This window comes from Novosphingobium profundi, assembly GCF_020524485.1.
Taxonomy (GTDB): domain Bacteria; phylum Pseudomonadota; class Alphaproteobacteria; order Sphingomonadales; family Sphingomonadaceae; genus Novosphingobium; species Novosphingobium profundi_A.
Genome location: NZ_JAIVLF010000001.1, coordinates 47,630 through 73,895 on the forward strand (window position 1 = coordinate 47,630; position 26,266 = coordinate 73,895).

The following is a 26,266-nucleotide window of genomic DNA, read 5'->3' on the forward strand; positions in this document are numbered from 1 at the left end:
TGCAAAAATGTCGTTAAGGCCCGCCCTTTCGTAATTTTCGAAGGGGCGGGCGTCGACGCGCGCACGCACCCGTGCAAGGGGTGAAGCGGTATGAACGCGCGGACGGACGCGGAAAGCAGGCAGGTGCGCGGGCTCGAGCCTTATCGGCGCAACGCACGGGTGCTGGGCGCGAGCCTCGTTGGCACCGCGGTCGAGTTCTACGACTTCTACATCTACGCCACGGCCACCGCGCTCGTCTTCGGGCCGCTGTTCTTTCCCGCCGATTCGGCCTCCGCGCAGCAGCTAGCGGCCTATGCCAGCTTTGCCATCGCGTTCCTGGCCCGGCCCATCGGCGCCACCTTCTTCGGCCATTTTGGTGACCGCGTGGGGCGCAAGTCCACGCTGGTTGCCTCGCTCATGCTGATGGGCGGCGCGACGGTCGCGATCGGCTTCCTACCCACTTACGAGAGCATCGGCTGGTACGCGCCGCTCCTGCTGTGCGTCCTGCGCTTCGGGCAGGGGCTGGGGCTGGGCGGCGAATGGGGCGGCGCGGCGCTGCTTGCAGTGGAGAGCGCGCCGCCGGGCTGGCGCGCGCGCTTTGGCATGTTCCCGCAGCTGGGGGCGCCGCTGGGGTTCCTTGCGGCGAACGGCCTCTTCCTGATCCTGTCCGGCCTGCTGAGCGAAGCGCAGTTCGTGGCCTGGGGCTGGCGCCTGCCGTTCCTCTTGAGCTCGGTCCTTGTCGGGCTGGGCCTGTGGATTCGCTTCAAGCTTTCCGACAGCCACGCGCTCGACGCCACGGGGCACATTGCGCCGCCCAAGGCCATTCCCCTGTTCGAGCTGTTCAAGGGCCACCTGCGCCAGACAGTTGCGGGCACCTTCGCGGTCGTCGCCTGCTTTGCCATCTACTACCTCACCACCGCCTTTGCGCTGGGCTATGGCACGGGCGAACTGGGCTATGACCGGCAGGATTTCCTGGGCGTCCAGCTCTTCGCGATCCTGTTCATGGCGCTGGGCATCGTGGTCGCTGGCTACGCCGCGGATCGCTGGTCCTCGCGCTCTGTACTTCTGGCAGGTTCGCTCTGCGCGATTGGCGTCGGGATCGTGATGGGTCCGATGCTGGGCGCAGGCTCGCTTGCCGTGATCGCGCTGTTTCTGGCGATGGGCCTGTTCACCATGGGCCTTGTCTATGGACCGCTGGCCGCGCTTCTGCCGCAGCTGTTCCCGGCGCGGGTGCGCTACACCGGCTCCTCGATCGCCTTTAATGTCGGCGGGATCCTCGGCGGCGGTTTTGCCCCGGCCGTGGCGCAGGGGCTGGTCGACCAGGGCGGACTGGTCTTTGTCGGCCTCTATATCTCCGGCGCGGCTGTACTCACACTGGTTGGACTGCTCAGCCTCTCGCGCAATACGGAGAGAGACTTTACGGTTTAGAATTGTGTACATGTTGAGCATTGTATTATAATTTTATCGTTTCGGATTTGAGGCGATTTTATTATTCCATGTGGTGAATATTTGAGTAGATATACTTTCCCTGAGGATGTTGTGTTTTTAGGGGGAAGGTGTTGTGAGGCGAATTCTACTTTCGAAAGCCGCGTCGGTGGTCCGTACGCTCGGATCACGCGAGGCGCTGCAGAGAATGGCCTTCAACGCGATCCGCCTGCATCGCCCGGAAGTGCGCGACCTGGTGGCCAGTGCGGACCTGCAGTTCCTGGCCTATTGCATGGCGCGGCGTGAACGCTCGAAATCGCAGATCATGCAGGACCTGTGGGTCTGCTATGAACTGGGCGAGAAGCGGGAGGGCTTCTTCGTCGAGTTCGGGGCGACCAACGGGTTGAAGAACTCGAACACCTGGCTGCTGGAACATGAGCTGGGCTGGTCGGGCATTCTCGCCGAGCCCAATCCCATCTGGCAGGGGGATCTTGCCGCCAATCGCGCCGCCCGAATCGAGCACCGCTGCGTGTCCTCGCGCTCGGGCGAGAGGGTCGCCTTCCTCACCACCGACGAAGACGATCCCGAATTGAGCGGCATTGCTGCTTTCTCCGATGGCGATCACTTTGCGGATCGGCGCCGCAGGGCCGCGCAGATCGAAGTGGAGACGCTCTCGCTCGACGACCTGCTCGAGACCTATGAGGCGCCGCCTGTCATCGACTACATGTCGGTCGACACCGAGGGCAGCGAGCTCGATATCCTTTCCGCCTACAGCTTTCGCCACCGTTTCCGGTTGATCTCGGTGGAGACCAATCCGAAGAACGAGGCGGCGATCGACGCGCTGCTTGCGGCCCAGGGCTACATGCGCGTGTTTCGCCAGTTTTCGCAGTGGGACGGCTGGTACGTCGCGGCCGAAGGCAGGAGCGGTGATCGCGGCGAGGTCGCCGCGCCCGAAGCCTGAGCGCAGCGGTCACGCGGTGAGGCGGTGGAATGCCCAGTCGGCGGCTTCGGCCACCACCTCATCGGCGTCCGAGCGCAGCGCTTCGACCTGTGGGAGCAGGGCACTCCAGCCGCTGTTGCCCGCCGCATAGAGGCAGTTGCGCACGAACCGGTTGCGCCCCACGCGCTTGATCGGGGAGCCTGAGAACAGCTTGCGAAAGCCCGCATCGTCGAGCGTGAGCAGATCGGCAAGGTCGGGCGCGGTCAGCTCCGCGCGCGGCAGGAAGGGCTTCATCGTTTGGGCTGTCTGGGCAAACTTGTTCCAGGGGCACACCGCCAGGCAATCGTCGCAGCCATAGATGCGGTTGCCCAGCCCTGCGCGCAGATCCTCGGGCACCGGGCCCTTGTGCTCGATGGTGAGGTAACTGATGCAGCGCCGCGCATCGAGCTGGTAGGGCGCGGGGAAGGCGTCGGTCGGGCAGGCGTCCTGGCAGGCGCGGCACGAGCCGCAGGCATCGCGCGCGGGCCTTGAAAGCGGAAGCGCAAGCGTGGTGTAGATCTCGCCCAGGAACAGCCAGGAGCCGTGCTCACGGCTGACGAGGTTGGTGTGCTTGCCCTGCCAGCCAAGTCCGGCGGCCGCGCCCAAGGGCTTTTCCATGACGGGCGCGGTGTCGGTGAAGACCTTGACGCCCGCTTCGCCAAGGCCGCGCGTGTCCGCTTCGGCGACAAGCCAGCGGGCCAGGTGCTTGAGCGCCTTCTTGACCGTGTCATGGTAGTCCGCGCCTTGCGCATAGACCGAGATGCGCGCGCGCTCGGGGTCGTCCGCCAGCGCCAGCGGGTCGTGCGCGGGGGCGTAGCTCATGCCAAGGGCAATGACGCGTTGCGCCTCGTTCCAGAGGCCCTGTGGCGAGCGGCGGTGATGCGCGCGCTCGGCCATCCAGCCCATCGTGCCGTGCATGTCGGCCTCCAGCCAGGCTTCGAGCCGCGCGGCGCGTTCGGGGTCTTCCTCGGCATCGGCAATGCCGAAGGCGCAAAAGCCCAGCGAACGCGCTTCCTTTTCAAGGTCTTCTCGAAGGGCACTTAGGACGGTCTTAACCAAGACGGCTCCATGGACGGGGTTCACACGCCGCAGCGCGCGCACGAAGATAACGGGGTCGATATGGAGTGTGCACTAGGAGATAGGCCCATGACGGGCAATGCGCCATTGCGGGAGAGTGCGGCTGAGGGGCCCGCCTCCACGGACGGTGCGCGTCCTCTGGCGATCGAGGCGCGCGGGCTGATCAAGAGCTTCGATGGCACGCGCGCGGTCGACGGGGTCGACCTTTCCGTGCCCGAAGGCGCGGTCTACGGCATTCTCGGGCCCAACGGCGCGGGCAAGACCACGACCTTGCGCATGGTGCTGGGCATTATCGATCCCGACGCGGGCGTGCGCCGGATTCTGGGCCACGACCGGCCGCACGAGGTGGCGCACGCCATCGGCTATCTGCCCGAAGAGCGCGGGCTCTACCCCGCGATGAAGGCGGTGGAGGCCATCGCCTTCCTGGGCGCGCTGCGCGGCTTGCCGCTCAAGGAGGGGCGCCGGCGCGGGCGCGAACTGCTTGAACGTCATGGTCTTGGGCACGCGGCCGACCGCCAGATCCGCCAGCTTTCCAAGGGCATGGCGCAGCAGGTTCAGATCCTGGGCACGCTTGTCCATCGCCCCCGCCTGGTCATTTTCGATGAGCCCTTCTCCGGTCTCGACGCGCTCAACCAGGGGCGGCTCGAGGCGATGATGCGCGATCTTGCCGCGGAAGGGACGACCGTCATCTTCTCTACCCACGTCATCGCCCATGCCGAGCGTCTGTGCGATGAGGTTGCGATCATTGCCGGGGGCAAGGTGCCCTTCGCGGGCTCGGTCGACGTCGCGCGCGACCGTATCCCGGCGCAGGTCCGCCTGGAGACACGGGCGCGCGAGGGCGCCTGGCGCGCCGCGCTTCCCCAAGACGCCCGGCGCGAGGGGCGTTTCTGGTATTTCCCGCTGCCCGAAAGCGGCATTGAACCCCTGCTGCGCGCGCTGATCGAAGGCGAGGCGGGCATCCTCTCGCTCTCGATCGAGCGGGCGGGGCTGCACGATGCCTTCGTTGCCATCGCCGGCGAGGCGGCGGCGCGCGCGATGGGGCAGGATGCGGCCTCGGAGAACGATACGTGAGCGATATGCCGGAAATGGGCCACTCGGGCCGCCTGTCCACGCTGTCGGCGGCCTGGGTGATCGCCCGGCGCGATTTCGTGGCGATCCTGTTCAGCCGCGCCTTCTTCTTCTTCCTCCTGGGGCCACTGTTCCCGGTTCTCGTCGGGATCCTGGCGGGCTCGGTCGGCCAGCGCGTCCAGCAGACCGCGCAGAGCCCCGAGATCGGCCTCGTCATGGCCGAGACCGAGGCGCGCCGCCTCCTCGCCGCGCGCGAGGTTCTGGCCGCGCGGCTGGGCGATGCGGTTCCGCGCATGACCCTGGTGCACGCCTTGGCCGAGGGGGAGGACTATGAACCGCGCAGCGCGTTGGAAGGCCGCGCGGCCAATATTGCCGCGATCCTCTCCGGGACCGCCGAGGCGCCGCAACTGACCGGCCCGCGCACGCGGATCGAGAGCTGGCGCGGCCCGGTCGCGATGGTCGCCGCGCAGGCGCAGGCAGGTGAACTTGCGCCCTGGCCCGAGGTTCGGCTCGAAACCACCACGTCGAGCAGCGCGACCGAGCGGCGCGGGCGCCTCACCACCGCGCAAGGCGCACAGACGCTGCTGTTCCTTCTGACGATGATGCTGGCGGGCATGGTTCTCTCCAACCTTGTCGAGGAAAAGGGCAACAAGATCATCGAGGTGCTGGCCGCCGCCATTCCCATGGAGGCGGTCTTCATGGGCAAGTTGTTTGCCATGCTTGGCGTTTCGCTGGTCGGTATCGCGACCTGGGGCGCGAGTGTGGGCGCGGTGCTGCTGGCGGGCAGTTCGGTGCTGCCCACGCTCACCACGCCGGCGGTCGGCTGGCCGATGCTCGTCATCCTGGGCGTGGTCTACTTCGCCACGGCCTACCTGCTGCTGGGCTCGGTGTTTCTGGCCGTAGGTTCGCTGGCGACGACCGTGCGCGAGGTGCAGACGCTCTCGATGCCGGTGACGATGGTGCAGCTGCTGGTCTTCTTCCTCGCCAGCTACGCGATGACGCAGCCGGGCACGGCCATCGAGTACGTTGCGCTTGTCTTCCCCTTCAGCGCGCCCTTTGCGATGCTCGCCCGCGCGGCGCAGGACCCGGCGCTTCTGCCCCATGTTCCCGCGGTCCTGGCGCAGTGCGCCTGGGTGCTGCTGCTCGTACGGCTGGGCTCGGCGCTGTTCCGCAAGCGGGTGATGAAGTCGGGCCCTGCGCGGGTAAAGAAGGCGCGTCGCTCGCTGTTCAGGCGCAAGGCAGGCGCGAAGGTGTAGTCTTCCCACTCGCGAATCACAGGCGGGAGCGGCGTGGCCGCGTCCGCGCGATTGGGGAGAGACCATGGCGCAGATCCGTTCCGAAAGGCGGCCTTCGGGTGGCTTCGATGCTGGCCGCAGGCGTATGCTTGGCTTTCTGGGCAGCGCGCTGGCAAGCGGTGTGCTGGCGGCCTGCGGGGCGCAGGAAGCCGATGCCAAGACCTACCCGGTGCAGCTCACCAAGGCGCAGTGGAAGGCACGGTTGACCCCGCTCGAGTACCGCATCCTGCGTGAAGGGGCGACTGAACGGGCGGGCTCGTCCCCGCTCGACACGGAAAAGCGGCGCGGCATCTTCGCCTGTGCGGGGTGCGACCACCACCTCTTCGATTCGGCCACCAAGTACGACAGCCGCACCGGCTGGCCCAGTTTCTGGCGCCCGCTGCCCGGCGCTATCGGCACCTCCACCGACCACAAGATCGGCTATCCGCGCACCGAGGTTCACTGCGCGCGCTGCGGCGGGCACCTGGGCCATGTCTTCAACGACGGGCCGCGGCCGACTGGCAAGCGCTATTGCATGAACGGGGCGGCGATGCGCTTTATTCCGCGTTGATCGGCGGCTTGGGTACGCCGGAGACGGCGGGAGCGAGCGGCTGCACGAAGGCAAGCCGTACGGCAATGGTAAGGGCCAGAGCGATCAGGCTTCCTGCAAACAGGGCGACCCCACCCCAGCCCGCGTGGGTCCAGGCATACCCGCCCGCCGATCCCAGGACGCTCGATCCCATGTAATAGCCGAAAAGGTAGCTCGCGGTACCTTGCGCGCGGGCCTCGCGCGCGCGGCGTCCAACCCACGAGGAGGCGACCGCGTGGGCGGCGAAGAAGGCCACGGTGACGACCCCGATCCCTGCGATCACGAGGGGAAGGGCCTGAGCGCACGTCAGCGCGATCCCGAAGAGGAAGAGGACGAGCGGGGGCCACAGCGCGCGGCGCGGGCCAAGCTTTCCCGAGACATGGCCTGCCATCGCGGAACTTGCCGAGCCGAGCAGGTAGAGGAGGAAGATGAGGCCGACCTCACCCTGCGAGAGCGCATAGGGCGCGGCCAGCAGGCGGTAGCCCGCGTAGTTGTAGACCGAGATGAAGGCGCCCATCAGCAGGAAGGCGACAAGGAACAGCCAGGGCAGCGCGGTGTCGGCAAAGAGCCCGGCGAAGCCCTTGGCATAGCCCGTCAGCGACTGGCGGCGCGGCGTGAACTGGCGCGAGTGGGGGAGGATGCGCCAGAAGACGAGTGCAAGGACCAGTGCGGCAAGGCCCGTCGCGCCCAGCGCCGTGCGCCAGCCCCACCATTCGGCGAGCAGGCTGACGAGCAGGCGCCCGCTCATTCCGCCCACGGCAGACCCTGCGATATAAAGCCCCATCGCGCGCCCGACAGCGGCGTCCTCCACTTCCTCGCTGATATAGGCCATGGCGACGGCCGGGACGCCTGCCAGCGCGATCCCGCACACGAGGCGCAGCGCCAGAAGGCTGTGCCATCCGGGCAGGAGCCCGAGCGGGGCCGTCAGGACGGCGGCGCCCAGCAGGGAGCCTATCATCATGCCCCGCCGCCCGATGCGCTCCGAGATCATGCCCGCCACCAGCAGCACGAAGGCCATCGGGCCCGTTGCGAGCGAGACCGCCAGGCTCGCCTCCTCGGCGTTGAGGCCATAGTCGGCGCTGAACTGCGGGAGCAGCGGCTGGGTGCAGTAGAGCAGCGCGAAAGTGGACAGCCCGGCAAACAGCATGGCCGCGCACAGGCGGCGGTAAGCCCCTGTTCCGGGGGAGATCTTGGCCTGGGTCATTGCCCCTTCCTATGGGGACGGGGCCAGGGCGGCGCAAGGCGAAGCGCGCCGAAGGCTTCAGGACGGCGGACCAGTGTGAGCGGCGTCTCCACCGCGTGGGGTCACAAGTTGTGGTCCGCCGTCCCGCTCCTCAGGTCCCGGTCGCGCGGGCGGTGGGCACGTCCATCCCGGCACGCTCGAGGATCTGGGAGACACTGCGCTGGGTGGCCGCGATGGGCGCCCCGGCGACGAGGTTGGCAAAGCGCTGGCGCTCGGCGGCGATGCGCTCGGCAAGGTCGCCTGTGGGCACGAAGTCGTCGATTTCCTGGCGCGTGACTGCCCCTTGCGTCTCGAGCAGGTATTCGGTGACGATCTGGCGGTCGCGCTGGATCCACACCTCGCTCATCAGGGCCATGACCATGCGCGCGACGTCGGTGACGCTTTCGGGGCCCAGATAGTCGGGGCCGGTGTCGGTCTTGGGGGTGTTCATGCCTGGGCCTCCACAGCGGTGCTCTCGGGTTTGCGGGCGCGGGTGATCCAGGGGTACTGGTCCTGCCCGATGGCGTAGGATTCCACGGCTTCGAAGCCGGCCTCCTCCAGCATCGCATCGAGGCTCTCGTGCAGCACGGGCGAGAAGAAGGGTTCCTCGCGGTGGAGCGTGTCCCAGTCGAGGATGACGGCGTGGAACATCGAGACCGCGCGGAACGGAGGCGGGTCGGAAATCACGATGTCCGCGCCCGGCTTCATGATGCGGAACAGCTCGGCAAAGAGCGCGCGGTTGGCCTTGGGTGGCAGTTCATGGTGCAGGGCATAGGTGATGACCCCGTCGAAGCTGGCGTCGGCCTCCCCGGTATCGGTCGCGCAGTCGGCCTGCTTGAGGTGGACCGGAAAGCCGAAGCGGGCGGCCATGCGCGCGCCGTTCTTCAGCAGCAGGGGGGAAAGGTCGGCGCCGTGCAGTTCGGCCTCGGGAAAGACGCTGTGGACGGCCTTGAGCGTCGAGACCCCGCCGCAGCCCGGCTCGTAGATGCGCGCGTAGCTGTCCTTGGGGAACTGGCGGATGGTCTTGAGGCGCTGGCCGACGATGTCATCGCCGATGCCGACCGCCGCGTAGCCGCCCTTGCTGAAGACGTAAGGGCCCACGCCAAAGGCAAAGAGCGCGCCGTAAAGGTCATAGCCATCCCAGCCACCTGGCTCCAGGTGCCACTCGATGGGGGCGAACCAGGCGGGGATGGCAAGGTCTTCGGCCAGAGTCAGCGATCCTGCTTCCGGGGCCGCATCCGAGCCTTGCGCCATCGCCGCGTCATAGGCCAGGAACTCGGCGCGCCGTTCCTCGATGGCGGGGATGCCGCGGTTGAAGTTCTCCTCGGCGACGTAGCGCTGGAAGAAGCGTTCGAGGCGGTAGATCGCATCGCCCTCGCACACGGTGCGGGCCTTGGCGATACGCTCGCGCTCGGAAAAGGCGGGGGTGGCGGAGGCGTGGTCCTCGCCCAGCATGCGCCCTTGCGGGTTCTCCTCGAAGTTGGCGGCGGCCATCGGGCGCAGCGTGCCCGAGGAGAAGGTCTGGATCGCGCCCAGGATCTCCAGCCCGGCGCGTCCGCGCTGCGAGAGCGCGAAAGTCGGGGCGGCACCTTCCTTGAGGGAGCCATCGTCAAGGCGGGTTAGGAATGTCATCGGCTAGCCTCCACAGGGCAGGGGATGGGGGAATGTCTCATGAGTGTTCGGGCCGCTCGGGCCGGGCGCGGGCCATGCCGCCCAGAACCTTCCACTCGCCCTTCTCGCGCACCCAGCTGTGGGTGACCTCGAAGCGCTCGTCGACAGGCGTGCCATCGGCCAGCCGGGTGCGGTGGGTGTGGTAGTAGATGACCGCGAATTCGCCATGGAGAGCTAGGTCGAGGAAGGTCATCTCGAGCGCTTCAAGCGTCTTGCCCGCCATGCGCTGGCCGGTCTCCTCAAGCCCCTCGTTGCCCTTGGGAAGGGGCGAATAGGGCGGCCAGGCCTTGTAGCCCTGCGCCGTGCTGGCAAGGTAGATCGAAAGATCGCCCTTTGCCCGGCCGTTGTAGATCGCCAGTTCGCGTTCCCAGATTGCCTCCTTCGCGGCCTGCCAGGCGGCATCGGAAGGGGGCTGGGCTGCGGCCAGGTGCGGTGCGGCAAGGCCGGCCAGAAGGAGGCCGGACAGGGCCAGTCGGGTCAAGCGGCGGAGTTTCACGCGCTCTCCTGTGTCGGGGAGGGGATGTGGGGGAGAGGCAAGGCTCCCGGCCCGCCACCGGGAAGGCTTGGGGCCTCCTTGGGTAGCGGGCGCGGGTCCCTTGCGTGGGGGATCAGTAGTCGAAGGTCAGGGTCACGCCGAAGGTGCGGCGATCGCCCAGGTTGACGTTGTACTGGAAGATCGAGGGCACCACGAACGAGGCCTCGGCGTACTTCTCGTCAAGCAGGTTCTTCACCCAGAAGAAGCCCTTCCAGCGATCCGCACTGACACCGACGCGGGCGTTGGTGAGGAAGTAGGCCGCGGTCGAGGCGGTATTGGTCTCGTCCACGTACATCTTGCCGCGGTAGATCTCGTCGGCGCCCATGAAGAAGTCGAGGCTATCGTTGACAGGCGTGCGGTAGTCGAAACCGAAGGTGCCCTGGAACTGCGGCACGTTGCCGAGGTAGTTGCCCGCGACATTGCCATCTGTGCGGCACACGATGTCATCGCAGGTGCTGCTGGCGGTGGGCGCGACCGCGCCGTCCTTGGCCGTCGCGTGCTGCCAGGCAAAGGAGCCGTTGAGCGTGAGCGGGGTCGAGACGCGGTAGTTGGCGGTCAGCTCCACACCGTAGGATTCGGCCGAGCCACCGCTGATGTAGGCGCCGGGCACCGCACCGCCGCCTTGCGTCGAATCGACAGGGGGCACGTAGTTTGCGGGCGGCGCGCTGATCTGGCGCTTCTGCCAGTCGATGTAGAAGGCCGCCAGCGAGTAGTTGAAGCGGTTGTTGAACAGCGAGCCCTTGGTGCCGACCTCGTAGGTCCAGTTCACTTCCTCGCCGTAGGCGCGCTCCTCGGGCAGCAGTTCGACCGAGCCGGTGACGTAGCCGTTGAAGCCGCCCGCCTTCACGCCCTTGGCCGCGCTCGCGTAGAACATCATGTCCATGCTCGGCTCGTAGCGGATCGAAAAGCGCGGGGTGAGGTTGTTGTAGTCGGCCTCCAGCGCGGGCAGATCGGGGGTCTGCATGTCGATGGTGGAAAGCTCGGTGTGGGTGTAGCGCGCCTCGGCACCGAGCGTGAGCTGGTCGTCGAGGAGCTTGAGGCCGACGCGGCCATATCCGGAGTCGATCTTGTAGTTGGTGCGCCGGTTGTTGAACAGGATCACCCCGCCATCGTCGAGCGGGTCCCAGTTGTCGCTGAGGACCGGACCACCCGGCTGCATGCCCAGGCGCAGGCCGAAGAGGAAGGCGTCCGAGGTCTTGGAGCGGAAGTAGCCGAAGTCGAAGGTGAAGGGACCGCCGTTGTCGAAGGCAAGGCGCGCGTCGTGGCTGGTGTACTTCATCAGCCCCGCCTCGCGCTGCATCGAGAACGTCGGCGACTGGCCCGGCAGGCGGAAGGAGCTTTCATCGAGGTAGTACGAGTTGCTTGCAAAGCTCGACTGCTCGATGCCCTCGCCGCGCACGCGCCCGAAGTCGTAGTTGAAGGTCCAGTCGGGCGAGAAGGCGTACTCGGCCGCGACGTGGTACATCTCGGTCTTGGCGCGCATGCCCGGCTGGGGCGCGGCGAAGAGGCCGTCGGGATAGTGGTCCGCGTTCTCGCCCGAGCGCTTGCCCGCCGGGCTGCTCGGCAGGTTGCCGCACCACAAGTAGGGGCTGCCGTTCGAGCCGACCGCGCCGCAGTTGAGCTGGTCCTCGCGCAAGTTCCCATCGATGGTGTAGAAGGCGCGGATCTTCTCGTTGCGGGTCAGGCGGTAGTAAGTGCCGGTGATCGCCATGCCATCGGTCGGCGTCAGCTTGAGCGAGGCGGAGAAGTTGCGGCGCTTGTAGCCTCCGAAGTCGGCCATGCCGCTCGAGCCCGCGCCCGGAAAATTGTTCTTCCACACGCCGTCGAAGTCGGCCGTGGCGTAGTAGATCCGGCCCGAGAGGATGCCCGGAACGATCGGCCCGCCGACAGCGGCGCGCACGTCCGTATAGCCCCCGTTGCCGACCGAGGCGCGGCCGCTGGCGTGCAGTTCGTCGGTGGGTTCATTGAGCACGTAGTTGATCGCGCCCGAGAACGTGTTCTGGCCGTAGAGCGCGCTCTGCGGGCCCTTCACGACCTCGATGCGCTGGACGTCGCCCAGCTGCGAATCGACCATGTAGCCGCGCTGCAGGTAGATCCCGTCGATGAACACGCCGGTGTTGCCCACCGCGTTCTGCACGTTGGTCTGCGAGAGGCCGCGGATGACCGCGTTGCCATTGAACTTGGAGAGGAAGTCGGTGAAGCGCAGGCCCGGCGTGTAGTTCGCAATGTCCTGGAGGTCGGTCACGCCCTTTTCGGCCATGTCCTTCGAGGAGATCGCGGCGATCGAAAGCGGCACGTCCTGCAGGCGCTCCTCGGTGCGGCGCGCGGTGACGATGATGTCGCCCGAAGCCGGTGCGCTCCGCACGCTTTCGGCGCTCTGTGCGCTCGCGGTGCCCGGGGCGCTGGCCAGCAGCGCGGCGGTGCAGATGCTTGAAAGAAGCGCGCTCGTACGCACGATGTGATGACGGGCCATGCCCACTACCCCCTGTTTCTTGTGAACCCCATTTGCGCGGTGCCCGCCGTTGCCGGATGCGCCGCGTGTTTCATGGGTAAGGGGAGGATGGGCCTCACCCGAACTGCAAGTTCGAGGCGTGTTCAAGGGATGAACATGGCGCCCCCAGCCCCGTGACCTGGCCCGGGGGAGGCGGAAGAAAGGGATGTGTCACAGCGCCTTGCCTTTGGGCGGGCGCCCCTTTCGGCCATTCCAGGAGCCTGCCCATGCCCTCTCGCCGCGATGCCCTTAGCGCCGGTCTTCTCCTGTCCGGAGGGCTGGCGCTGGCCCCGTCCGCCGGGGCAGCAGCGGCGTCTTCCGGCGTGCGCTCCGGTACGGGAGCCGGTCCGGGCACCGCCTCCACGCTGACGACGCCCGCAGGGCTCGTGGTCGAGACCACGGGCGGGCGCGTGCGCGGCTACGAGCGCCGTGGCATCGCGACCTTCAAGGGCATCCCTTATGGGGCCGACACCGGGGGCGAGGGGCGCTTTCTGCCCCCGCGCAAGGTCGATCCCTGGCCCGGCACGCGCCTGTGCCTGGTGCCCGGCGCGATCTGCCCGCAGGCCGGCGAGGGGCCCTCGGCCAGCCCGATGGCCTTCCTCAATCCCGGCACGCCTTCGGTCGAGAGCGAGGACTGCCTCAACCTCAATGTCTGGACGCCCGGCACGGGCGCGGGCACGGGAAAGCGCCCGGTCATGGTGTGGATCCACGGGGGCAACTATTCGACCGGATCGAGCCTTGCCATCCGCGCGACCGATGGTGAGGCGCTGGCCCGGCGCGGCGACGTGGTGGTGGTCTCGGTCAACCACCGTCTCAACGCGTTGGGCTATCTGGATCTGGGCGCGCTGGGCACCGATCCGGATTTTGCCGCTTCGGGCAATGCGGGGATGCTGGATCTTGTCCTGGCGCTTGAATGGGTGCGGGACAATATTGCGCAGTTTGGCGGGGATCCGGGCAACGTCACGATCTTCGGCCAGTCGGGCGGCGGGCTCAAGGTGACGACGCTCTGCGCGATGCCTGCGGCCAGGGGCCTGTTTCACAAGGCCATCGCGCAGAGCGGTTCGATCCGCCAGCTGTTCGGCCGCGAGATGACCGAGCCCCTGGCGCGCGGGCTCCTCTCCCAGCTGGACGTACAGGTGGACAACCTGCGGCAACTCCAGTCGCTCCCGCTCGCGCAAGTGCAGGCCGCCGCGCAGGCCGCGCAAGGGCAGTGGTTCGCCAAGGCGAAGCCGGGCGAGATCTGGCATCTTGTCGGCTGGGCCCCGGTGCGCGACGGCGCGATCATTCCCGCCGATCCCTATAGCGCGCAAGGCCGGGCGCTCAGCGCCGATATCCCGCTCATGGTGGGGACCGTGCGCCACGAATTCTGCCTGACGATGTTCACGCTGGAGGCGGAGAAGCGCACCTGGGCGGATCTGCGCGAGGGGATCGGGGCGGCGTTCCGCGATCCCGCTCCGCTGATCGCGGCCTACCGCGCGGCCCATCCGGAGGAAAAGCCGGTCGGCCTTCAGGCGATGATGTCGGCGGACAGCTTCAACCGCCACAACGCGCTGGAACAGGCGCGAGGGCAGTCGGCCGCAGGCGGGGCGCCCGCTTTCCTCTACCGCTTCGACTGGATCACCCCGCAGTTCGACGGCGCGCCGCGCGCCTACCACTGCAGCGAGCTGCCGCTGGTCTTCGACAGCCTCGACATCGCGCCCGAGGCGGCGGGCACGGGGCCACGCGCGAAGGCCATGGCCGCGAACGCGGCCGATGCCTGGATCGCCTTTGCCCGTAGCGGAAATCCCTCGCATGCAGGGATCGGGACGTGGGCGCCGCTGTCCTCACCGCAGGATGCCGCGACCATGGTGTTCGACGACACCTGCCGGATGGAGCGGCAGAATACCGATCTCATCGCGCGCATGCGCGACCATGCGCTCTGGCTTTAGGCCGCGTCAGCTGGCGGGCAGGCTCGCGCCCGGAGGCACCATGGCTTCGGGCACCGTGCGCAGATGCAGGTCGCGCTGCGGGAAGGGGATCTCGATGTCCTCGTCTGTAAAGCGGCGCGCAATCGTGAAGTTCATGCGCGAGCCGGCGAGGAAGGCCTCGATGGCATCGGAAGCGAAGGCCTGGAGCCTGAGGTCAAGCGAGCTGTCGCCAAAGCCGGTCATGATCACCACCGGCTCGGGATAGGCCAGCACGCCTTCATCCTTTGCAGCGATGTCGAGCAGGACCTCGCGCACGCGTTCAAGGTCCGTGCCGTAGGCCACGCCAATCGGTACGACCACGCGCGAAGGGCCGGACGAGAAGCTGCGATTCTTCACCACGCCCGCGATCAGCTGCGAATTGGGGACAATGATCTGGTGGCGGTCGAAGGTCTCGATATGGGTCGAGCGCACCGCGATCTTGCGCACGATGCCCGAATTATCGCCCACCTCGATCCAGTCGCCGACCTTCACCGGGCGCTCGATGAGAAGGAGGATGCCGCTGGTGAAGTTCTCCACCACCGACTGCAGGCCAAAGCCCAGCCCCACCGAAAGCGCGCCCGCCACGAAAGCAAGGTTGGAGAGGTCGAGCCCGGTCGTCGCGATGGCGATCAGCGCGGCCAGCGTGATGCCCAGATACCCCAGGAAGGTGAGGAGCGCGGCCTCGGCGCCCGCGTCCATCGCGAACTCGGGAAGCACCGTCACCTTGAGGAAGCGCTGCAGCCAGCGGGTAATGAAGAAGCCCAGGAAGAAGACCGCCGCGAAAGTCGCGACATCCCCGATCGAGAGGCGCACCTCGCCAAGGTCCACGCCATTGCGCAGGAGCAGGATGCCGTCGGAAATCTCCGCGCCGCTGAAACCCCAGATCATGGCGATGATCGGGAGCACCAGCAGCGTCAGGAGGAAACCGGCCGCCAGCGGCACGAAGTGGAGCGCGCGGCGGTAGGCGTGCAGCTTTCCGGTGGCGAGGAGGCCCGTCACCAGCGCGATCGAGCGGTGGAAGTAGATCGCGATGCCGATGACCGCGAGGCTGATCAGCGTCGAGGCGAAGAGGAAGCGCGCGAGCATGGCATAGCCCACCAGCGCGGCGAGCACCGAGGCCGCGCCGAACAGGCGCATCAGGCGCGAGATGGGGGTGGCGAAGTCGATGGCCTCGTGGGACGCCACGCTCTGCGCATCGGCCTCGATCCGCGCCTTCTGGAAGGCGCTGGAGAGGTGCCATAGCAGCCACGCGCCGATCACGGCGAGGATCGCGGACAGGACGTGGGAGACGTTGGCTCCTACCGCGCCGTGGTTTTCCAGGCTGCTGAGCACCGAGATCAGCGCGAGCAGGATCGTGAGGCGCTGGATCGTGCGGTTGGCGCTCTCACCATCTTCTTCCGGCAGGGAGATCAGGCGCAGCTGGGGAAAGGGGGAGAGGACCGCCCCTCGGCCCAGCCAGCGTCCCACCGCGATAAGGCCGCCCGCCCCGATAAGCGAGGGCACGATGCCCACGACAATATCCTTGGGCATGAGCGGCAGGAGGATCAGGAGCGCGGTGGTGACGCAGATGGCCAGAATGATCGCGAAGACGACGGTGGCGCTGGCATCGAGCGCGAGGGTCCAGGCAAGCTTGCTCGCGATCGAGGTGGCCCGTGCCCGGCGCCGGTCGACAAGGGCCGACAGCCACTTCCAGCCCAGCAGGCCGAGCATGGGCACGCCCACGATCACGACGAGGCTGCCCGCGATCATCCCTGCGATGGAGACTTCGCCCTGTTCCCGGCGGAACTCGCGGGTGCGGGCCTGCGCGGTGGCGAAGGCTTCCATGAGTTCGCCGCCCGCACGAATCCACTGGCGTGGATCCAGAGGGGACACGTCGTGGGAGAAGAGGCGCTGCTTGGTCAGCGAGGCGAGGCGGGCGTCGATCTCGGAGACCAGCACGGCGGCGCGGGCCTGTGCGCTCTGTAGGCGCAGCGTGGGGCGCATCAGCTTGCTGAGGGTGGCTTCCAGCCGGGCCCGTTCCTCGGTCACGCTTTCCGGTTCGTTCTCGCCTTCGGCGGGCGGCTCGCCCAGCCCCTCGATCTGCGCTTCTAGGATGCGCAGATCGAGCGATCCGTCGTTGGTGAGCGCCACCGCCCGGTCGCGGTCGGCGGCAAGATCGGCGCGCAGGGCGCGCAGCTGCGCGGTCTGATCGGTGTCGGGCGCGCGCTGGAGAAGGGCCTGGGCGTCGCGGGTGTGTCCGGCAAGATCCTCCATGAGCGCGGCGACGGCGGCCTCGCCCTCGTCCTGTGCAGCGGCCCGGGCGGGCGGGGTGCCAAGGGCCGCGGCGACAGCGAGCAGAAGCAGGGCTGCAAGGCTAGCCGTGCGCAGGGCCTGAAGGAAAACGAAGTCTGGGCGAAGTCCGGAGCGGACAAGATATCTGGCCGAAAGCACCTGCTCTCCTATAGGTGTATTTCGTATCAGGAACTGGTCTTATGGCATCAATCTGCAATCGATGCTGCCCCTTAACTGCGTGTGGACTTGAAAAGATTGCGCGCGGCGAGGCGCAAAACGGGCGGCGCACGTTGCAGGCTTGCCGCGCGCATCTCACCGGGGCTTTGGCGTGTGTTGCGGGAAATCGACAGGCCGTGCCAGGAACGCCGTCTCACTTGACCCGGGCAATTGACGAACGGGGGCTTCGCGCATAGCCGGGTAGGCACTTCCCCCATGTGTGCTACGCTTCCCCCCCGAAGCCGTAGCCCGACTATCCGGCCCACCGCTTTGCGAACGCGGGCATGTGCCGCCAGACAAGGACGATACCCATGAGCCTGACGGCAGCTGCCGCCGCGTTGATGATCGGCTCCGCCATCCCCCAGGCGGTTGCGCAGGGTCCTGAGGACATCCCCGTCCCGGCCGCGCAGGAGGCCGAGCCGCAAGCCGAACAGGCGCCTCTCGCTGTGCCCGAAACGGCAGAAGCCCAAACGGCCCCAGACGATGGCGAGGCGGCCGATCCGGACTTTCAGGGTTCGGAAATCATCGTGACCCGCCGCCCCGGTGCGCCTCCGGGCGATCCGCTCGAGGCGATCAACGAAACCTCGTTCCAGGTCGTCCAGTCGGTTGACAAGGCGGTCGTCGAGCCGGTCGCCAAGGCCTACAACAAGGGCATCCCGCATCCGGTGCGCGAAGGCCTGCGCAATGTCTTCTCCAACCTCCAGGAGCCGGTGGTCTTTGCCGCCTACATGCTGGAATTGAAGCCGGGCAAGGCGCTGGAGACGGCGGGGCGCTTTCTCATCAATTCGACGCTGGGCCTGGCAGGCATCATCGATGTGGCCAAGCGCAAGCCCTTCAACCTGCCCTACCGGCCCAATGGCCTTGCCAATGTGCTGGGCTATTACGGCGTCGGGCCGGGCCCTTACATGTACCTGCCGATCATCGGCCCGACGACGGTGCGCGACCTCATCGGCGATTCGATCGACCGCCTGGCCTCGCCCGCCATGCTGGGCAAGCCCTTCACCAAGCCCGAGGTCGCAATCCCGATGATCACGCTGGCGCAATTGGGCGAACGCGCAGCCTTCGACGACGAGATCAATCGGATCCGCGACACCGACAACCCCTACGCGACCTATCGCGAGCTCTACCTGCGCCAGCGCGAGGCCGAGATCGAGGCGTTGCACGGGCGGATCACGCCCGATGTCGTGCCGGTCTACGGGCGCATGATGCCGACGGCAGGCAGCGAGCCCCAGGACACCCCCGAACTGATCGAGACCCCCGAGGCGCCCGAGCCTGCCGCGCCCGCGGTCATCGCAGCGCCCGTGGAGCCGACGATCCGTTATGTTTCGGAGCCGGTCGTGCAGCCGCTGCCCGAAGGGTACGGTACCCGATAGAAAAATAGATCCGAGGGCCATCGGCCTCGGGCTCCCCGAACGGTCGACCTCACCTCGCGCGCGCTGCCGTTGCCGAGGAAGGTGAGGTCGCCGATTCTGGGGTCAAGGGGCGATGGCCCCTTGAATCCTGCCTTTATGCTTTGGGCATCGTGTCGATGGCGCGGCGGCCGAGCGCGGGATCGTCGGTGAAGAAGCTGTCGATGCCGGTCGCGATATAGGCCTGCATCATGCGCACCGAACCTTCGTCGTGGCGCGCGGCCTCGCCGCCTTCGCCGCGGTAGTCGGTGGGCAGGAAGACATTCTCCGGCCGAAACGTCCAGGTCGAGACCTTGAGCCCGGCACCGTGCGCGTCGCGCACGAGCGCGGTGGGCGTGCCGAGCGGGCCGGGCTTGCCGTCCATCGTGCCAAAGGGAATGATCGACTGCAGGATGGGGGAGACCCAGTCGGCGTAGTCGCGCAGGCGCGCCAGGCCCTCGGGGCTATGCATCTGCGCGTAGGTCATGCCCTCGCCGCTCTGGGCGAGGTCCACCGGGCGCAGGTCCATCGGCACGGTCAGCTGGAGCAGTTCGATGTTGCTCTGCCCGGCGATGCGCGGGCGCAGCCATCGCAGGTTCGATACCTCGAAGCTCTGCACGATGACGGGCGCGTTCTGGAGAATGGCGCTGTCCGCCACCGCTGCGAGGAAGCGTTCCTCCAGCGGCAGGCCGATGCCGCGAAAGTAGGTCGAGTGCTTGAGTTCGGGAATAAGACCGATAGTGCGCCCGCGCGCGGCGGCCTCGGCGCCCACGAAGTCGGCAATCTCGGCAAGCGTCAGGAGCTGGAACTGGCCGTCGTAGCGGTGGCTTTCCCCGCGCATTTCGACCGGCAGGCGCTCCACCGCGCGCAGCGACTTGATCTCGGCGAGGGTGAAGTCCTCGGTGAACCAGCCGGTGACGTCCTTGCCATCAATGGTACGCGTGGCCTTGCGGCCTGCGAACTCGGGGCGTGTGGCGATATCGGTGGTGTCGGCGATGTTGTTTTCGTGGCGCGCGATGAGGACACCGTCCTTCGTCGCGACAAGGTCGGGCTCGACGAAGTCGGCGCCGTCCTCGATCGCCCTGGCATAAGAGGCCAGAGTGTGTTCGGGGCGCAGCGCGGAGGCACCGCGATGGCTGATGAGGAGGGGCTTGGCCGGGGCCGTGCGCGGGGCCGGGGCGCTCGTCTGCGCCCGGGCCTCCAACGCACCAGGCGCGGCCCCTGCAAGGGCCGCGCCGGCACCGGCGCGCAGGAGGGTCCTGCGCGACAGTGTGGTGTCGTTCATTCTCAGATACCTGCGGTAAAGGTCAGGAACCACTGACGCGGAGCCAGCGGGAAGGTGGCGTAGACCGCGCTCGGACGGCCGGTGCTGATGGTGGAGGCACCCTTCTCGTCGAACAGGTTGGTGACGTTGAGCGAGACCGAGGCCTTTTCCAGCGGGATGTACCCGGCAAGGTCGAAGGCGATCCGGGCGTTGGCCATGTAGTAGGAGTCGACCACGCCGTCGTTGGTGTAGGTGGCGTAGCGCTTGCCGATGTACTGGCCCTCGATCTGCGCGTCGATCGGGCCGAAGTTGGCCGAGATCATAGTCTTGTTCATCCACTTCGGGCTGCCCGGGACCTGCTTGCCGTCGGTTGCGTAGACGGTCGTGCCGTCGGTGTAGTCGCTACCATAGCGCGAGCTGTTGAACGAGAGCGCGTTGTAGATCGAGAAGATCGAGCCCAGGCCCAGCGTGATCGAGGCATCGACGCCGTCGGTTTTCACGCCGCCCACGTTGAACAGCGTGCTGGTGCCGCCCGTGATCGAGCCGCCGCCAAGGCCGCCCACCGTCGTGCTGATCGAGAGCAGGCGGTTGGAGAAGTCGACGTGGTAGTAGTTGATCTGCGCGTCGAGCGAGCTGAGGAACGAGCCTGGGAACACGTGGTGGCTGCGCAGGCCCGCCTCGTAGGTCCAGGACGTTTCGGGACGGCCCACATCCTTGAAGTAGTCGAACGCGGCCTGGCTGCCCTGGCCCCACGGCGCGGTGCCGTAGTTGCGCATGTTCTTCTGGATGTTGAAGTAGATTTCCTCGGTGCCGTTGAAATCGTAGCGCGCGCCGATGGCGGGCAGGAACCAGCGCTTGGTGCTGATCGAGCCCGAGGGCAGGCCGCCGTCCATGCCCGAGTAGGACCCGGCGACCGGCTGGATCGGGTACCAGCCTTCGGAGAAGACGAGGCTCGACTTGAAGCCGCCCAGGACCGTCAGGCGGTCGGTGGCGTTCCATTCGTCCTGCAGGTGCAGCTGCAGCGTGTTCACGCGGTATTCGAGCGAATACTGCGTGAACAGCTCGTCCTTCTGCCAGTGGTAGGGATCGGTCGGCGCATTCACGTCAAGCGCGTACCACTTGCGCCAGGTCGTGCCCGAGTTGTGCTCGAACCAGGCGCCAGCCTGGAGGTTGTGGTTGCCAAGGTTCATGCGCAGCGTCGAGAGCGCGCCGGCACGGTCGATGCGGTACTCGGTGACGCGGGTCACGTAGCCGCTCTCGCCGGTGACCTCGACCTGGCCTGCGCGGTCCAGTTCGGGATAGTAGGCGGCCACGACCGAGATCGACTGGCCGAGCGGGCCCGCAACGACGCCCTGGCCATCGTTGTGGTGGTAGTAGACCTGGTTGGTCCAGGTGGTGTTGGACCCCAGGTTCGCGTCGTACTTGAGGTAGCCGATGTAGTCGGTGCGCAGCGCGGCCGAGAAGTAGTTGAGGTAGTTGCTGCCGTCCTCGGGCGGGGTGTCGCCATTTTCATCGACATAGTCGAGCGCGGTCTGGAAGTCGGGATACATGAACGGGCGCACGTAGGGCATGTAGGCCTGCGCGGCGTTGGCCGGGTTGACGAAGGTCGTCGTGCCGTCCTCGTTGGGCTCCTGCTTGTCCGAGAAGGCGGCGTAGAGGGTCAGCTTGCCCGCGTCGTTCTCATGAACGAACTTGCCGTTGGCCTGCCAGCCGCCCTGGCGGCCGTCGAAGTCCCAGGCCCGGGCGCGGTGGCGCACGACCGAGACGTAGCCCGCGTTGGTGCCGTCGGCGTCGAATTCACCCGTGTCGAGGCGCACGAAGGTGCGCGAGGTGCCGTAGGAGCCCACCGTCTGGCGTACTTCGGCCGACGCCTTGGCCCTGGGATCGGAGGTCGTCATCTCGATGCCGCCGCCCAGGTTGATGTTGGAGGGCATGGCGAGGTCGCCCGCGCCGGTCGATACGACCACGTTGCCCATCGTTTCGGACACCATCGCGCGCTGGGGGGTGATGCCGGCAATGTTGCCGTAGCTCAGGTCGCCGAGCGGCATGCCGTCGAGGCTGTAGCCCAGCTGGTTGATGGCAAAGCCGTGGATGAACAGCGACATGTTCTGTTCGTTGTTACCCCACGGATCGGCGGTCTGGTACATGACGCCGGGCATGGCCTGGACCGCGCGCAGCGGCGAGACGCCGGGAAGGATCTTCTGGATCTCGACCCCGTCCAGTTCGGTGGCCGAACGCGTGGTCTTGGCGGCGGTCACGATGATCGCGTTACCACCAGCCTCGTCGGCGGCGTCCGCCGCCGCCGCGGCGGCCGTCAGGCCTGCTGCGTTGCCGGTAGCGTCGTCCTCGGCGGTCTCGGCGAGGGCCGGGGCCGCGCCCGCGATCAGGGCTACGGCCAGGGTGCCCAGCGAGAGCGTGGCGCGCAAACAGGTCATTCTCTGCATTATCAACTTTTCCGTGCTATTTCAGGAGGTAGCGTCGGAGCGGTGAGCTAGGCAGGGGTGATGACCGTTTCGGGTCACTTGTGTGACCGGCGCGCGAATGGATGTCACGAACTGGACACGGGAACGTCGCGGATTCGTCGTGAAGTTCGCGCCGCATTTTCGGGCTTATGTGTGGCATTGGCGACACAGGCCACGCCTGCGGGCGAGTCGCGGCACCCTCTCAAGGTTCGTAGCTGCGCAGAAGGCGAAAAAGTTCCCTGTTGGACAGGTGAATAATCTGCATTATCTTTAGCGCTAACTGCACGCAGGAGGCGCGGAGTTTCGCCTTCTAGAAGATCTCCGGCGCCATGCGGCTGTGCGGATCGCGGGTGAAGGCGTTCTCCGGTACTGCCAGCCCCAGGTTCGCGCGCAAGCTCGATCCTTCATAGGCTTGGCGAAAGTGCCCGCGCTCCTGGAGGATGGGCACGACTTCGTCGACGAAATCGCTGAGCCCGGCAGGAAGAACCGGGGGCGAAATGACGAAGCCGTCGGCCGCGCCTTCGCGCTCCCAGGCAATCAGGGTCTCGGCAATGTCGGATGCGGTGCCCACGACGCTGTGGCTGGTGCGCCCCCCGGCCACGCGGCGGGCCAGTTCGCGCAAGGAGAGCGTCTCGCGCGCGGCGAGCTCGAGGACGCGGTCGCGGGTGGAATTCTGCCCGGCAAGCGCGGCTTCGGGCAAGGTGGGAAGTGGGCCATCGGGATCGTGGCCGGAAAGATCGATGTTGCCGAGCAGCGCCTCCAGCTTGGAAAGCGCCACCTGCGTCGGGATCAGCGCGTCGAGCTCGCGCTGGAGGTCCTGCGCCTCGGCGCGGCTGGCGCCCAGGATCGGGGTGATCGCGGGCATGACCTTGAGGCTTTCGGGACGGCGTCCGAACTCGGCCAACTGGGCGTGCATGGCGCTGCGGAAAGCCTTGGCGGTGGCGATGGTGGGGTGCGAGGTGAAGATCACTTCGGCATGTCCGGCGGCAAAGCGCTGTCCGGTCGCCGAGGCTCCGGCCTGGACCAGCACGGGATGGCCCTGGGGGCTGCGGGGCACGGTCAGCGGACCCGCCACGCGGAAGTGTTCGCCTGCGTGGTTCACCGCCGAGATGCGGCCCGGGTCGGTGCAGCGCCCGCTATCCTTGTCGGCAAGATAGGCGCCTTCCTCCCAGCTGTCCCATAGCCGGCGGGCCACCGCGACGAATTCCTCGGCCCGCGCATAGCGTTCGGAATGGCCCATGTGCGCTTCGCGACCGTAGTTGTGCGCCTCGTTCTCCATGGTGGAAGTGACGATGTTCCAGCCTGCGCGCCCCTTGGACAGGTGGTCGAGCGAGGCGAAACGGCGGGCCAGGTCGTAGGGCTGGCTGTAGGTGGTCGAGGCCGTGCCGATAAGGCCGATCGTGTCCGTCGCCGCCGCAATGGTCGAGAGGACGGCAAGCGGATCGAGTTTGGGGCTCTCTGTCCCTGCGAAGATCTCCGCGCTCTTGACCGGGTGATAGCCCACGTAATCGGCGAGGAAGACGCCGTCGAACAGGCCGCGCTCGGCGGTCTGTCCCAGCTCACGGAAATAGTCGATGTCGCACAGCGCCCGCTCGGCCGCACGGGGATGGCGCCAGCCAGCGATATGTCCGCCGGTCTGCATCAGGAAGGCGAGCAGTTTCATGGTCGAGAATCCCAAATCGCGAAAGTGGCCGGAAATGAAGGGCGCTGCGCGAAAGGGCCGGTCGAACCGGCGGCAGGGCCTGCGTCGGCATTCCAACAAGCACGGACACGCAAACGATGCCAATCAGGAATCCATGGAGGCGATAAGCCTATTTGATTTCGATCAATGACGGGGGCTTGGTACCCCTTGGCTCTCGATTTTCGCGTCTTGTGGAGCCCGACCTGACGATGCTGATAAACCGCCCCCGCGCCGATACGCTGATGGACCGTGACGGCATCGATGTGGTCGTGGCGTCCACTCCCATCAACACCTTCTATCTTTCGAGCTGGGCGACCGACGCCAGCTGGGGCTTTGGCGATCTGGCGCTGGCGATCCTGCCGCGCGACCATGCCCGCGATGCGGCCGTGCTCACGGTCGAGGTCGACATGGGCCAGCCCCAGCAGGGCCAGGGCACCTGGATGGCGGTGCGCGGCTATGCCCGCAAGCCCGGCATCGGCGCGGGCGGCGAGCAGGGGGTGCTGACCGCCGAAGGCCTGCCCCAGAACCACCAGGAGGCGGTCGCGCAGTACTTGCGCGAGATGGGGCTCGAGCGCGCGCGCGTTGCCTTCGAGGACCGGGGCCTTGGCCTCGACGTCCAGGCGCTGCTGGGCGGTACGATCGAGGTTTGCCCGGCGCGCGATCTCCTGCGCGACATGCGCATGGTCAAGACCCCGGCCGAGATGGCGCGCATGCGCGCGGCCGCGCGCAAGACCGAACTCGCGCTCGAAGTCGCCGCCGAAGCGGTGGCGGCGGGCGCCTCGTGCGCGGAGGCCGAGCGCGTGTTCTGGTCGGCCGCCGCGCTTGCCGGAGGGCGGCCGGTGTTCCTTCTCATCACCCCCTATCGCCCCGCCTTCGGGCGCCTGCCCAAGAACGCGCCCTTGCTGCCGGGCGACATGGTGACGTTCGATGCGACCGCCGAGTTCGACCATTACACCAGCGACATCGGGCGCACGGCGGTGATCGGCGAACCCAATCCCGAGCAGCTCACGCGCTACAACGCGACGCGGCTGGGCTGGCGCGCCTCGCTGCCCCACTTTCGCCCTGGCGCGCTTTCAACCGACGTCGAGAAGGCGGTCGTCGAATGCATCAAGGACCACGGCAATCCCGATTTCAAGGCCGCCGGGCTCCATTCGGTGGGGCTCGAGCACACCGACCACCCGCACCCGGGCGGGGGCATGCACGCCTTTGAACTGGTCGACAACATGGTGCTGAGCTGCGATCTGCCCTGGATCGGGCCGGGCATCGGCAAGTTCCACTTCGAGGACATCATCTACCTCGATGGGGACAGGGTCGAGATCCTGAACGATGCGGACGGGCGCCTGCTGGCCTGCATCGACGGGCGGACCGTGCGTGTCGACTGAGGCCGCTCCCACCGCGCCCGAAGGCGCCTATCCGCCGCTGCGGCGCAGCCTCTTCCCGATGTTGCTCCTGTTTCTGGCCGCCAACTTCTACAGCATCGACAAGGCCATCGTCGGCGTGCTGGCCGAGCCGATCAAGGCGGACCTTGGCATCGACGATATCCAGATGGGCCTCCTCATGGGGCTGGCCTATTCGCTTTTGAGCGGGATCTGCGGCCTGTGGCTGGGCTCGCTGATCGACGCCAGGGTGCGCAAGAACGTGCTGGGCTGGGCGATCATCGTGTGGAGTGTCTCCACCGCGCTTGGCGGCCTTGCCCCCAACTTCGAAGTGTTCTTCGTCCTGCGCGCGCTGGTGGGCCTGGGCGAAGCGGCGGTGGCGCCCGCTGCGCTTTCGCTCATCGCGGACATGTTTCCGCCAGCGCGGCGGGGGCGCGCGATCAGCGCCTACCTCATCGGCGCGACCATCGGCACGGCGCTCTCCTCGGTCATTCCCGGCTACATCGTTGCCGCCGATCTGCACCTGTCCGTGCCGGGGTTTGGCGAACTGGTGCCCTGGCGCACGGCTTTCCTGTTGTGTGGCCTTGTCGGTCCGGTGGTCGGCCTCCTTTTCTTTGCCGTGCGGGAGCCTGCCCGCCGGGGCCACGGCGCCGTCTCGGCCGAGCCTTCGCGTGCGGCCGAGAAGCTGGCCTATCTGTGGCGCCAGCGCCGCGTCGTCGTGCCGCTCTTCTCGGGCTTCTGCCTCTACTATGTGGCCTTCGTGGGCGTGAGCGCGTGGACCGCTCCACTCCTCATGCGCACCTTCGCGCTCACCCTGCCCGAGATCGCCAATCTTCTGGGCCTGGGCATGCTCATCGCCGGGCTGGGCGGCTATTTTCTGGGCGGGATGGTCGCGGATTCGCGGCTCGGTGCAGGCAAGGGCGGACGTATTCTGGTCATGGCCGTGCTCCCGGTGCTGGCTCTGCCTGCAGGCCTTGCCGGACTGGCGCCGGGGCTTGTTCCGGCCATCGTGTGCCTCGCCGCGATCAGCCTGGCGACGCCCATGCTCAATGTCGCGATGAACGCCACCGTGCAGGAGATCGCGCCCAACGACATGCGCGGGTTTTCCTATGCCCTGCTCAGTGTCGTCGCCGCGCTTCCGGCAGGGGCGGGCGGGCCGTTCCTCATCGCCTTCGTCTCGCAGAGCGTCCTGGGCGATGAAGCGCGCATCGCGGCCTCCTTTGTCATTGTCGTCCTGCCCGCACTCGCATTGGCGAGCCTGTGCTTCCTCCTTGCCTGGCGCGCCTACGCCCGGGCCGAACCCGACAGCGAACTGGCGCGCGTCATCCGCGCCAGCCACGCCTGACCGATCC

At 67.3% G+C, this 26,266-nt stretch carries 20 protein-coding genes; 10 read left to right on the plus strand and 10 right to left on the minus strand.

What is annotated here, in order from left to right; translation table 11 throughout:
• Window positions 1-90 precede the first annotated feature (90 nt).
• A complete protein-coding gene (locus tag LC060_RS00265; RefSeq protein WP_226631820.1) occupies window positions 91-1,407 on the plus strand; it encodes an MFS transporter in 1,317 nt (438 codons plus the stop codon).
• A gap of 166 nt (window positions 1,408-1,573) precedes the next feature.
• Entirely contained in the window at window positions 1,574-2,365 is a 792-nt protein-coding gene (locus LC060_RS00270) for an FkbM family methyltransferase (protein ID WP_226631821.1), read from the plus strand.
• Window positions 2,366-2,374: 9 nt separating this feature from the next.
• On the opposite strand, the gene queG is transcribed toward LC060_RS00270, so the two are convergent.
• Window positions 2,375-3,442, minus strand: a complete 1,068-nt coding sequence (gene queG, locus LC060_RS00275) for a tRNA epoxyqueuosine(34) reductase QueG (protein ID WP_226631822.1) — start codon at window positions 3,440-3,442, stop codon at window positions 2,375-2,377.
• A gap of 87 nt (window positions 3,443-3,529) precedes the next feature.
• On the opposite strand from queG, the gene LC060_RS00280 reads away from it, so the two are divergent.
• The 3 genes from LC060_RS00280 to msrB all read left to right on the plus strand — a co-directional run bounded on the left by LC060_RS00280 (window position 3,530) and on the right by msrB (window position 6,373).
• A complete protein-coding gene (locus tag LC060_RS00280; protein ID WP_226631823.1) occupies window positions 3,530-4,531 on the plus strand; it encodes an ABC transporter ATP-binding protein in 1,002 nt (333 codons plus the stop codon).
• A 5-nt stretch (window positions 4,532-4,536) separates the two neighbouring features.
• A complete protein-coding gene (locus LC060_RS00285) occupies window positions 4,537-5,784 on the plus strand; it encodes an ABC transporter permease (protein WP_226633560.1) in 1,248 nt (415 codons plus the stop codon).
• A 64-nt stretch (window positions 5,785-5,848) separates the two neighbouring features.
• Complete coding sequence (gene msrB, locus LC060_RS00290; RefSeq protein WP_226631824.1) at window positions 5,849-6,373, plus strand: peptide-methionine (R)-S-oxide reductase MsrB; 525 nt, start codon at window positions 5,849-5,851, stop codon at window positions 6,371-6,373.
• Here msrB and LC060_RS00295 read toward each other — a convergent pair.
• The 5 genes from LC060_RS00295 to LC060_RS00315 all read right to left on the minus strand — a co-directional run bounded on the left by LC060_RS00295 (window position 6,360) and on the right by LC060_RS00315 (window position 12,292).
• A complete protein-coding gene (locus LC060_RS00295; protein ID WP_226631825.1) occupies window positions 6,360-7,595 on the minus strand; it encodes an MFS transporter in 1,236 nt (411 codons plus the stop codon). The two genes, msrB and LC060_RS00295, sit on opposite strands and share 14 nt — an antisense overlap.
• A gap of 130 nt (window positions 7,596-7,725) precedes the next feature.
• Complete coding sequence (locus LC060_RS00300) at window positions 7,726-8,064, minus strand: hypothetical protein (protein WP_226631826.1); 339 nt, start codon at window positions 8,062-8,064, stop codon at window positions 7,726-7,728.
• A complete protein-coding gene (locus LC060_RS00305; RefSeq protein ID WP_226631827.1) occupies window positions 8,061-9,245 on the minus strand; it encodes a class I SAM-dependent methyltransferase in 1,185 nt (394 codons plus the stop codon). The genes LC060_RS00300 and LC060_RS00305 overlap by 4 nt, the downstream gene beginning before the upstream one ends.
• Before the next feature lie 37 nt (window positions 9,246-9,282).
• A complete protein-coding gene (locus tag LC060_RS00310; protein WP_226631828.1) occupies window positions 9,283-9,780 on the minus strand; it encodes a hypothetical protein in 498 nt (165 codons plus the stop codon).
• A 112-nt stretch (window positions 9,781-9,892) separates the two neighbouring features.
• On the minus strand, window positions 9,893-12,292 hold the full coding sequence (locus LC060_RS00315) for a TonB-dependent receptor (protein ID WP_226631829.1): 2,400 nt from the start codon (window positions 12,290-12,292) through the stop codon (window positions 9,893-9,895).
• Between the two features lie 245 nt (window positions 12,293-12,537).
• On the opposite strand from LC060_RS00315, the gene LC060_RS00320 reads away from it, so the two are divergent.
• A complete protein-coding gene (locus tag LC060_RS00320) occupies window positions 12,538-14,238 on the plus strand; it encodes a carboxylesterase/lipase family protein (protein WP_226631830.1) in 1,701 nt (566 codons plus the stop codon).
• A gap of 6 nt (window positions 14,239-14,244) precedes the next feature.
• Here LC060_RS00320 and LC060_RS21000 read toward each other — a convergent pair whose 3' ends face one another.
• A complete protein-coding gene (locus LC060_RS21000) occupies window positions 14,245-16,686 on the minus strand; it encodes a mechanosensitive ion channel family protein (RefSeq protein ID WP_226631831.1) in 2,442 nt (813 codons plus the stop codon).
• A gap of 368 nt (window positions 16,687-17,054) precedes the next feature.
• Here LC060_RS21000 and LC060_RS00330 point away from each other — a divergent pair, with 368 nt between their 5' ends.
• Window positions 17,055-18,116 (plus strand): VacJ family lipoprotein, encoded by a 1,062-nt coding sequence (locus LC060_RS00330; protein ID WP_226631832.1) that lies wholly within the window; start codon window positions 17,055-17,057, stop codon window positions 18,114-18,116.
• Between the two features lie 133 nt (window positions 18,117-18,249).
• Here the strand turns inward: LC060_RS00330 and LC060_RS00335 are convergent, their stop codons facing one another.
• The 3 genes from LC060_RS00335 to LC060_RS00345 form a co-directional block, all read right to left on the minus strand.
• A complete protein-coding gene (locus tag LC060_RS00335) occupies window positions 18,250-19,416 on the minus strand; it encodes a glycerophosphodiester phosphodiesterase family protein (RefSeq protein WP_226631833.1) in 1,167 nt (388 codons plus the stop codon).
• A gap of 2 nt (window positions 19,417-19,418) precedes the next feature.
• Entirely contained in the window at window positions 19,419-21,839 is a 2,421-nt protein-coding gene (locus LC060_RS00340) for a TonB-dependent receptor (RefSeq protein WP_226631834.1), read from the minus strand.
• 328 nt (window positions 21,840-22,167) lie between these two features.
• Window positions 22,168-23,520 (minus strand): LLM class flavin-dependent oxidoreductase, encoded by a 1,353-nt coding sequence (locus LC060_RS00345; protein ID WP_226631835.1) that lies wholly within the window; start codon window positions 23,518-23,520, stop codon window positions 22,168-22,170.
• Here LC060_RS00345 and LC060_RS00350 point away from each other — a divergent pair.
• From LC060_RS00350 to LC060_RS00360, 3 genes are read left to right on the plus strand one after another with little or no spacing between them, the layout of a single operon-like run.
• On the plus strand, window positions 23,519-23,689 hold the full coding sequence (locus LC060_RS00350; RefSeq protein WP_226631836.1) for a hypothetical protein: 171 nt from the start codon (window positions 23,519-23,521) through the stop codon (window positions 23,687-23,689). The genes LC060_RS00345 and LC060_RS00350 overlap by 2 nt on opposite strands.
• 58 nt (window positions 23,690-23,747) lie before the next feature.
• Window positions 23,748-24,920 carry a M24 family metallopeptidase gene (locus LC060_RS00355; RefSeq protein ID WP_226631837.1) on the plus strand — a complete coding sequence of 391 codons (1,173 nt, stop codon included), beginning with the start codon at window positions 23,748-23,750 and terminating at the stop codon, window positions 24,918-24,920.
• Window positions 24,910-26,259 carry an MFS transporter gene (locus LC060_RS00360; protein WP_226631838.1) on the plus strand — a complete coding sequence of 450 codons (1,350 nt, stop codon included), beginning with the start codon at window positions 24,910-24,912 and terminating at the stop codon, window positions 26,257-26,259. Before LC060_RS00355 ends, LC060_RS00360 begins: the two co-directional genes overlap by 11 nt.
• The last annotated feature ends 7 nt before the right edge of the window (window positions 26,260-26,266 follow it).

Bases quoted from the DNA above. Each gene is read 5' to 3' on its own strand.
- LC060_RS00265 (WP_226631820.1), top strand. From the start codon at position 91: ATGAACGCGCGGACGGACGCGGAAAGCAGGCAGGTGCGCGGGCTCGAG.
- LC060_RS00280 (WP_226631823.1), top strand. From the start codon at position 3,530: ATGACGGGCAATGCGCCATTGCGGGAGAGTGCGGCTGAGGGGCCCGCC.
- LC060_RS00285 (WP_226633560.1), top strand. From the start codon at position 4,537: ATGCCGGAAATGGGCCACTCGGGCCGCCTGTCCACGCTGTCGGCGGCC.
- msrB (WP_226631824.1), top strand. From the start codon at position 5,849: ATGGCGCAGATCCGTTCCGAAAGGCGGCCTTCGGGTGGCTTCGATGCT.
- LC060_RS00295 (WP_226631825.1), bottom strand. From the start codon at position 7,595: ATGACCCAGGCCAAGATCTCCCCCGGAACAGGGGCTTACCGCCGCCTG.
- LC060_RS00300 (WP_226631826.1), bottom strand. From the start codon at position 8,064: ATGAACACCCCCAAGACCGACACCGGCCCCGACTATCTGGGCCCCGAA.
- LC060_RS00305 (WP_226631827.1), bottom strand. From the start codon at position 9,245: ATGACATTCCTAACCCGCCTTGACGATGGCTCCCTCAAGGAAGGTGCC.
- LC060_RS00315 (WP_226631829.1), bottom strand. From the start codon at position 12,292: ATGGCCCGTCATCACATCGTGCGTACGAGCGCGCTTCTTTCAAGCATC.
- LC060_RS00320 (WP_226631830.1), top strand. From the start codon at position 12,538: ATGCCCTCTCGCCGCGATGCCCTTAGCGCCGGTCTTCTCCTGTCCGGA.
- LC060_RS00330 (WP_226631832.1), top strand. From the start codon at position 17,055: ATGAGCCTGACGGCAGCTGCCGCCGCGTTGATGATCGGCTCCGCCATC.
- LC060_RS00335 (WP_226631833.1), bottom strand. From the start codon at position 19,416: ATGAACGACACCACACTGTCGCGCAGGACCCTCCTGCGCGCCGGTGCC.
- LC060_RS00340 (WP_226631834.1), bottom strand. From the start codon at position 21,839: ATGCAGAGAATGACCTGTTTGCGCGCCACGCTCTCGCTGGGCACCCTG.
- LC060_RS00350 (WP_226631836.1), top strand. From the start codon at position 23,519: ATGGTCGAGAATCCCAAATCGCGAAAGTGGCCGGAAATGAAGGGCGCT.
- LC060_RS00345 (WP_226631835.1), bottom strand. From the start codon at position 23,520: ATGAAACTGCTCGCCTTCCTGATGCAGACCGGCGGACATATCGCTGGC.
- LC060_RS00355 (WP_226631837.1), top strand. From the start codon at position 23,748: ATGCTGATAAACCGCCCCCGCGCCGATACGCTGATGGACCGTGACGGC.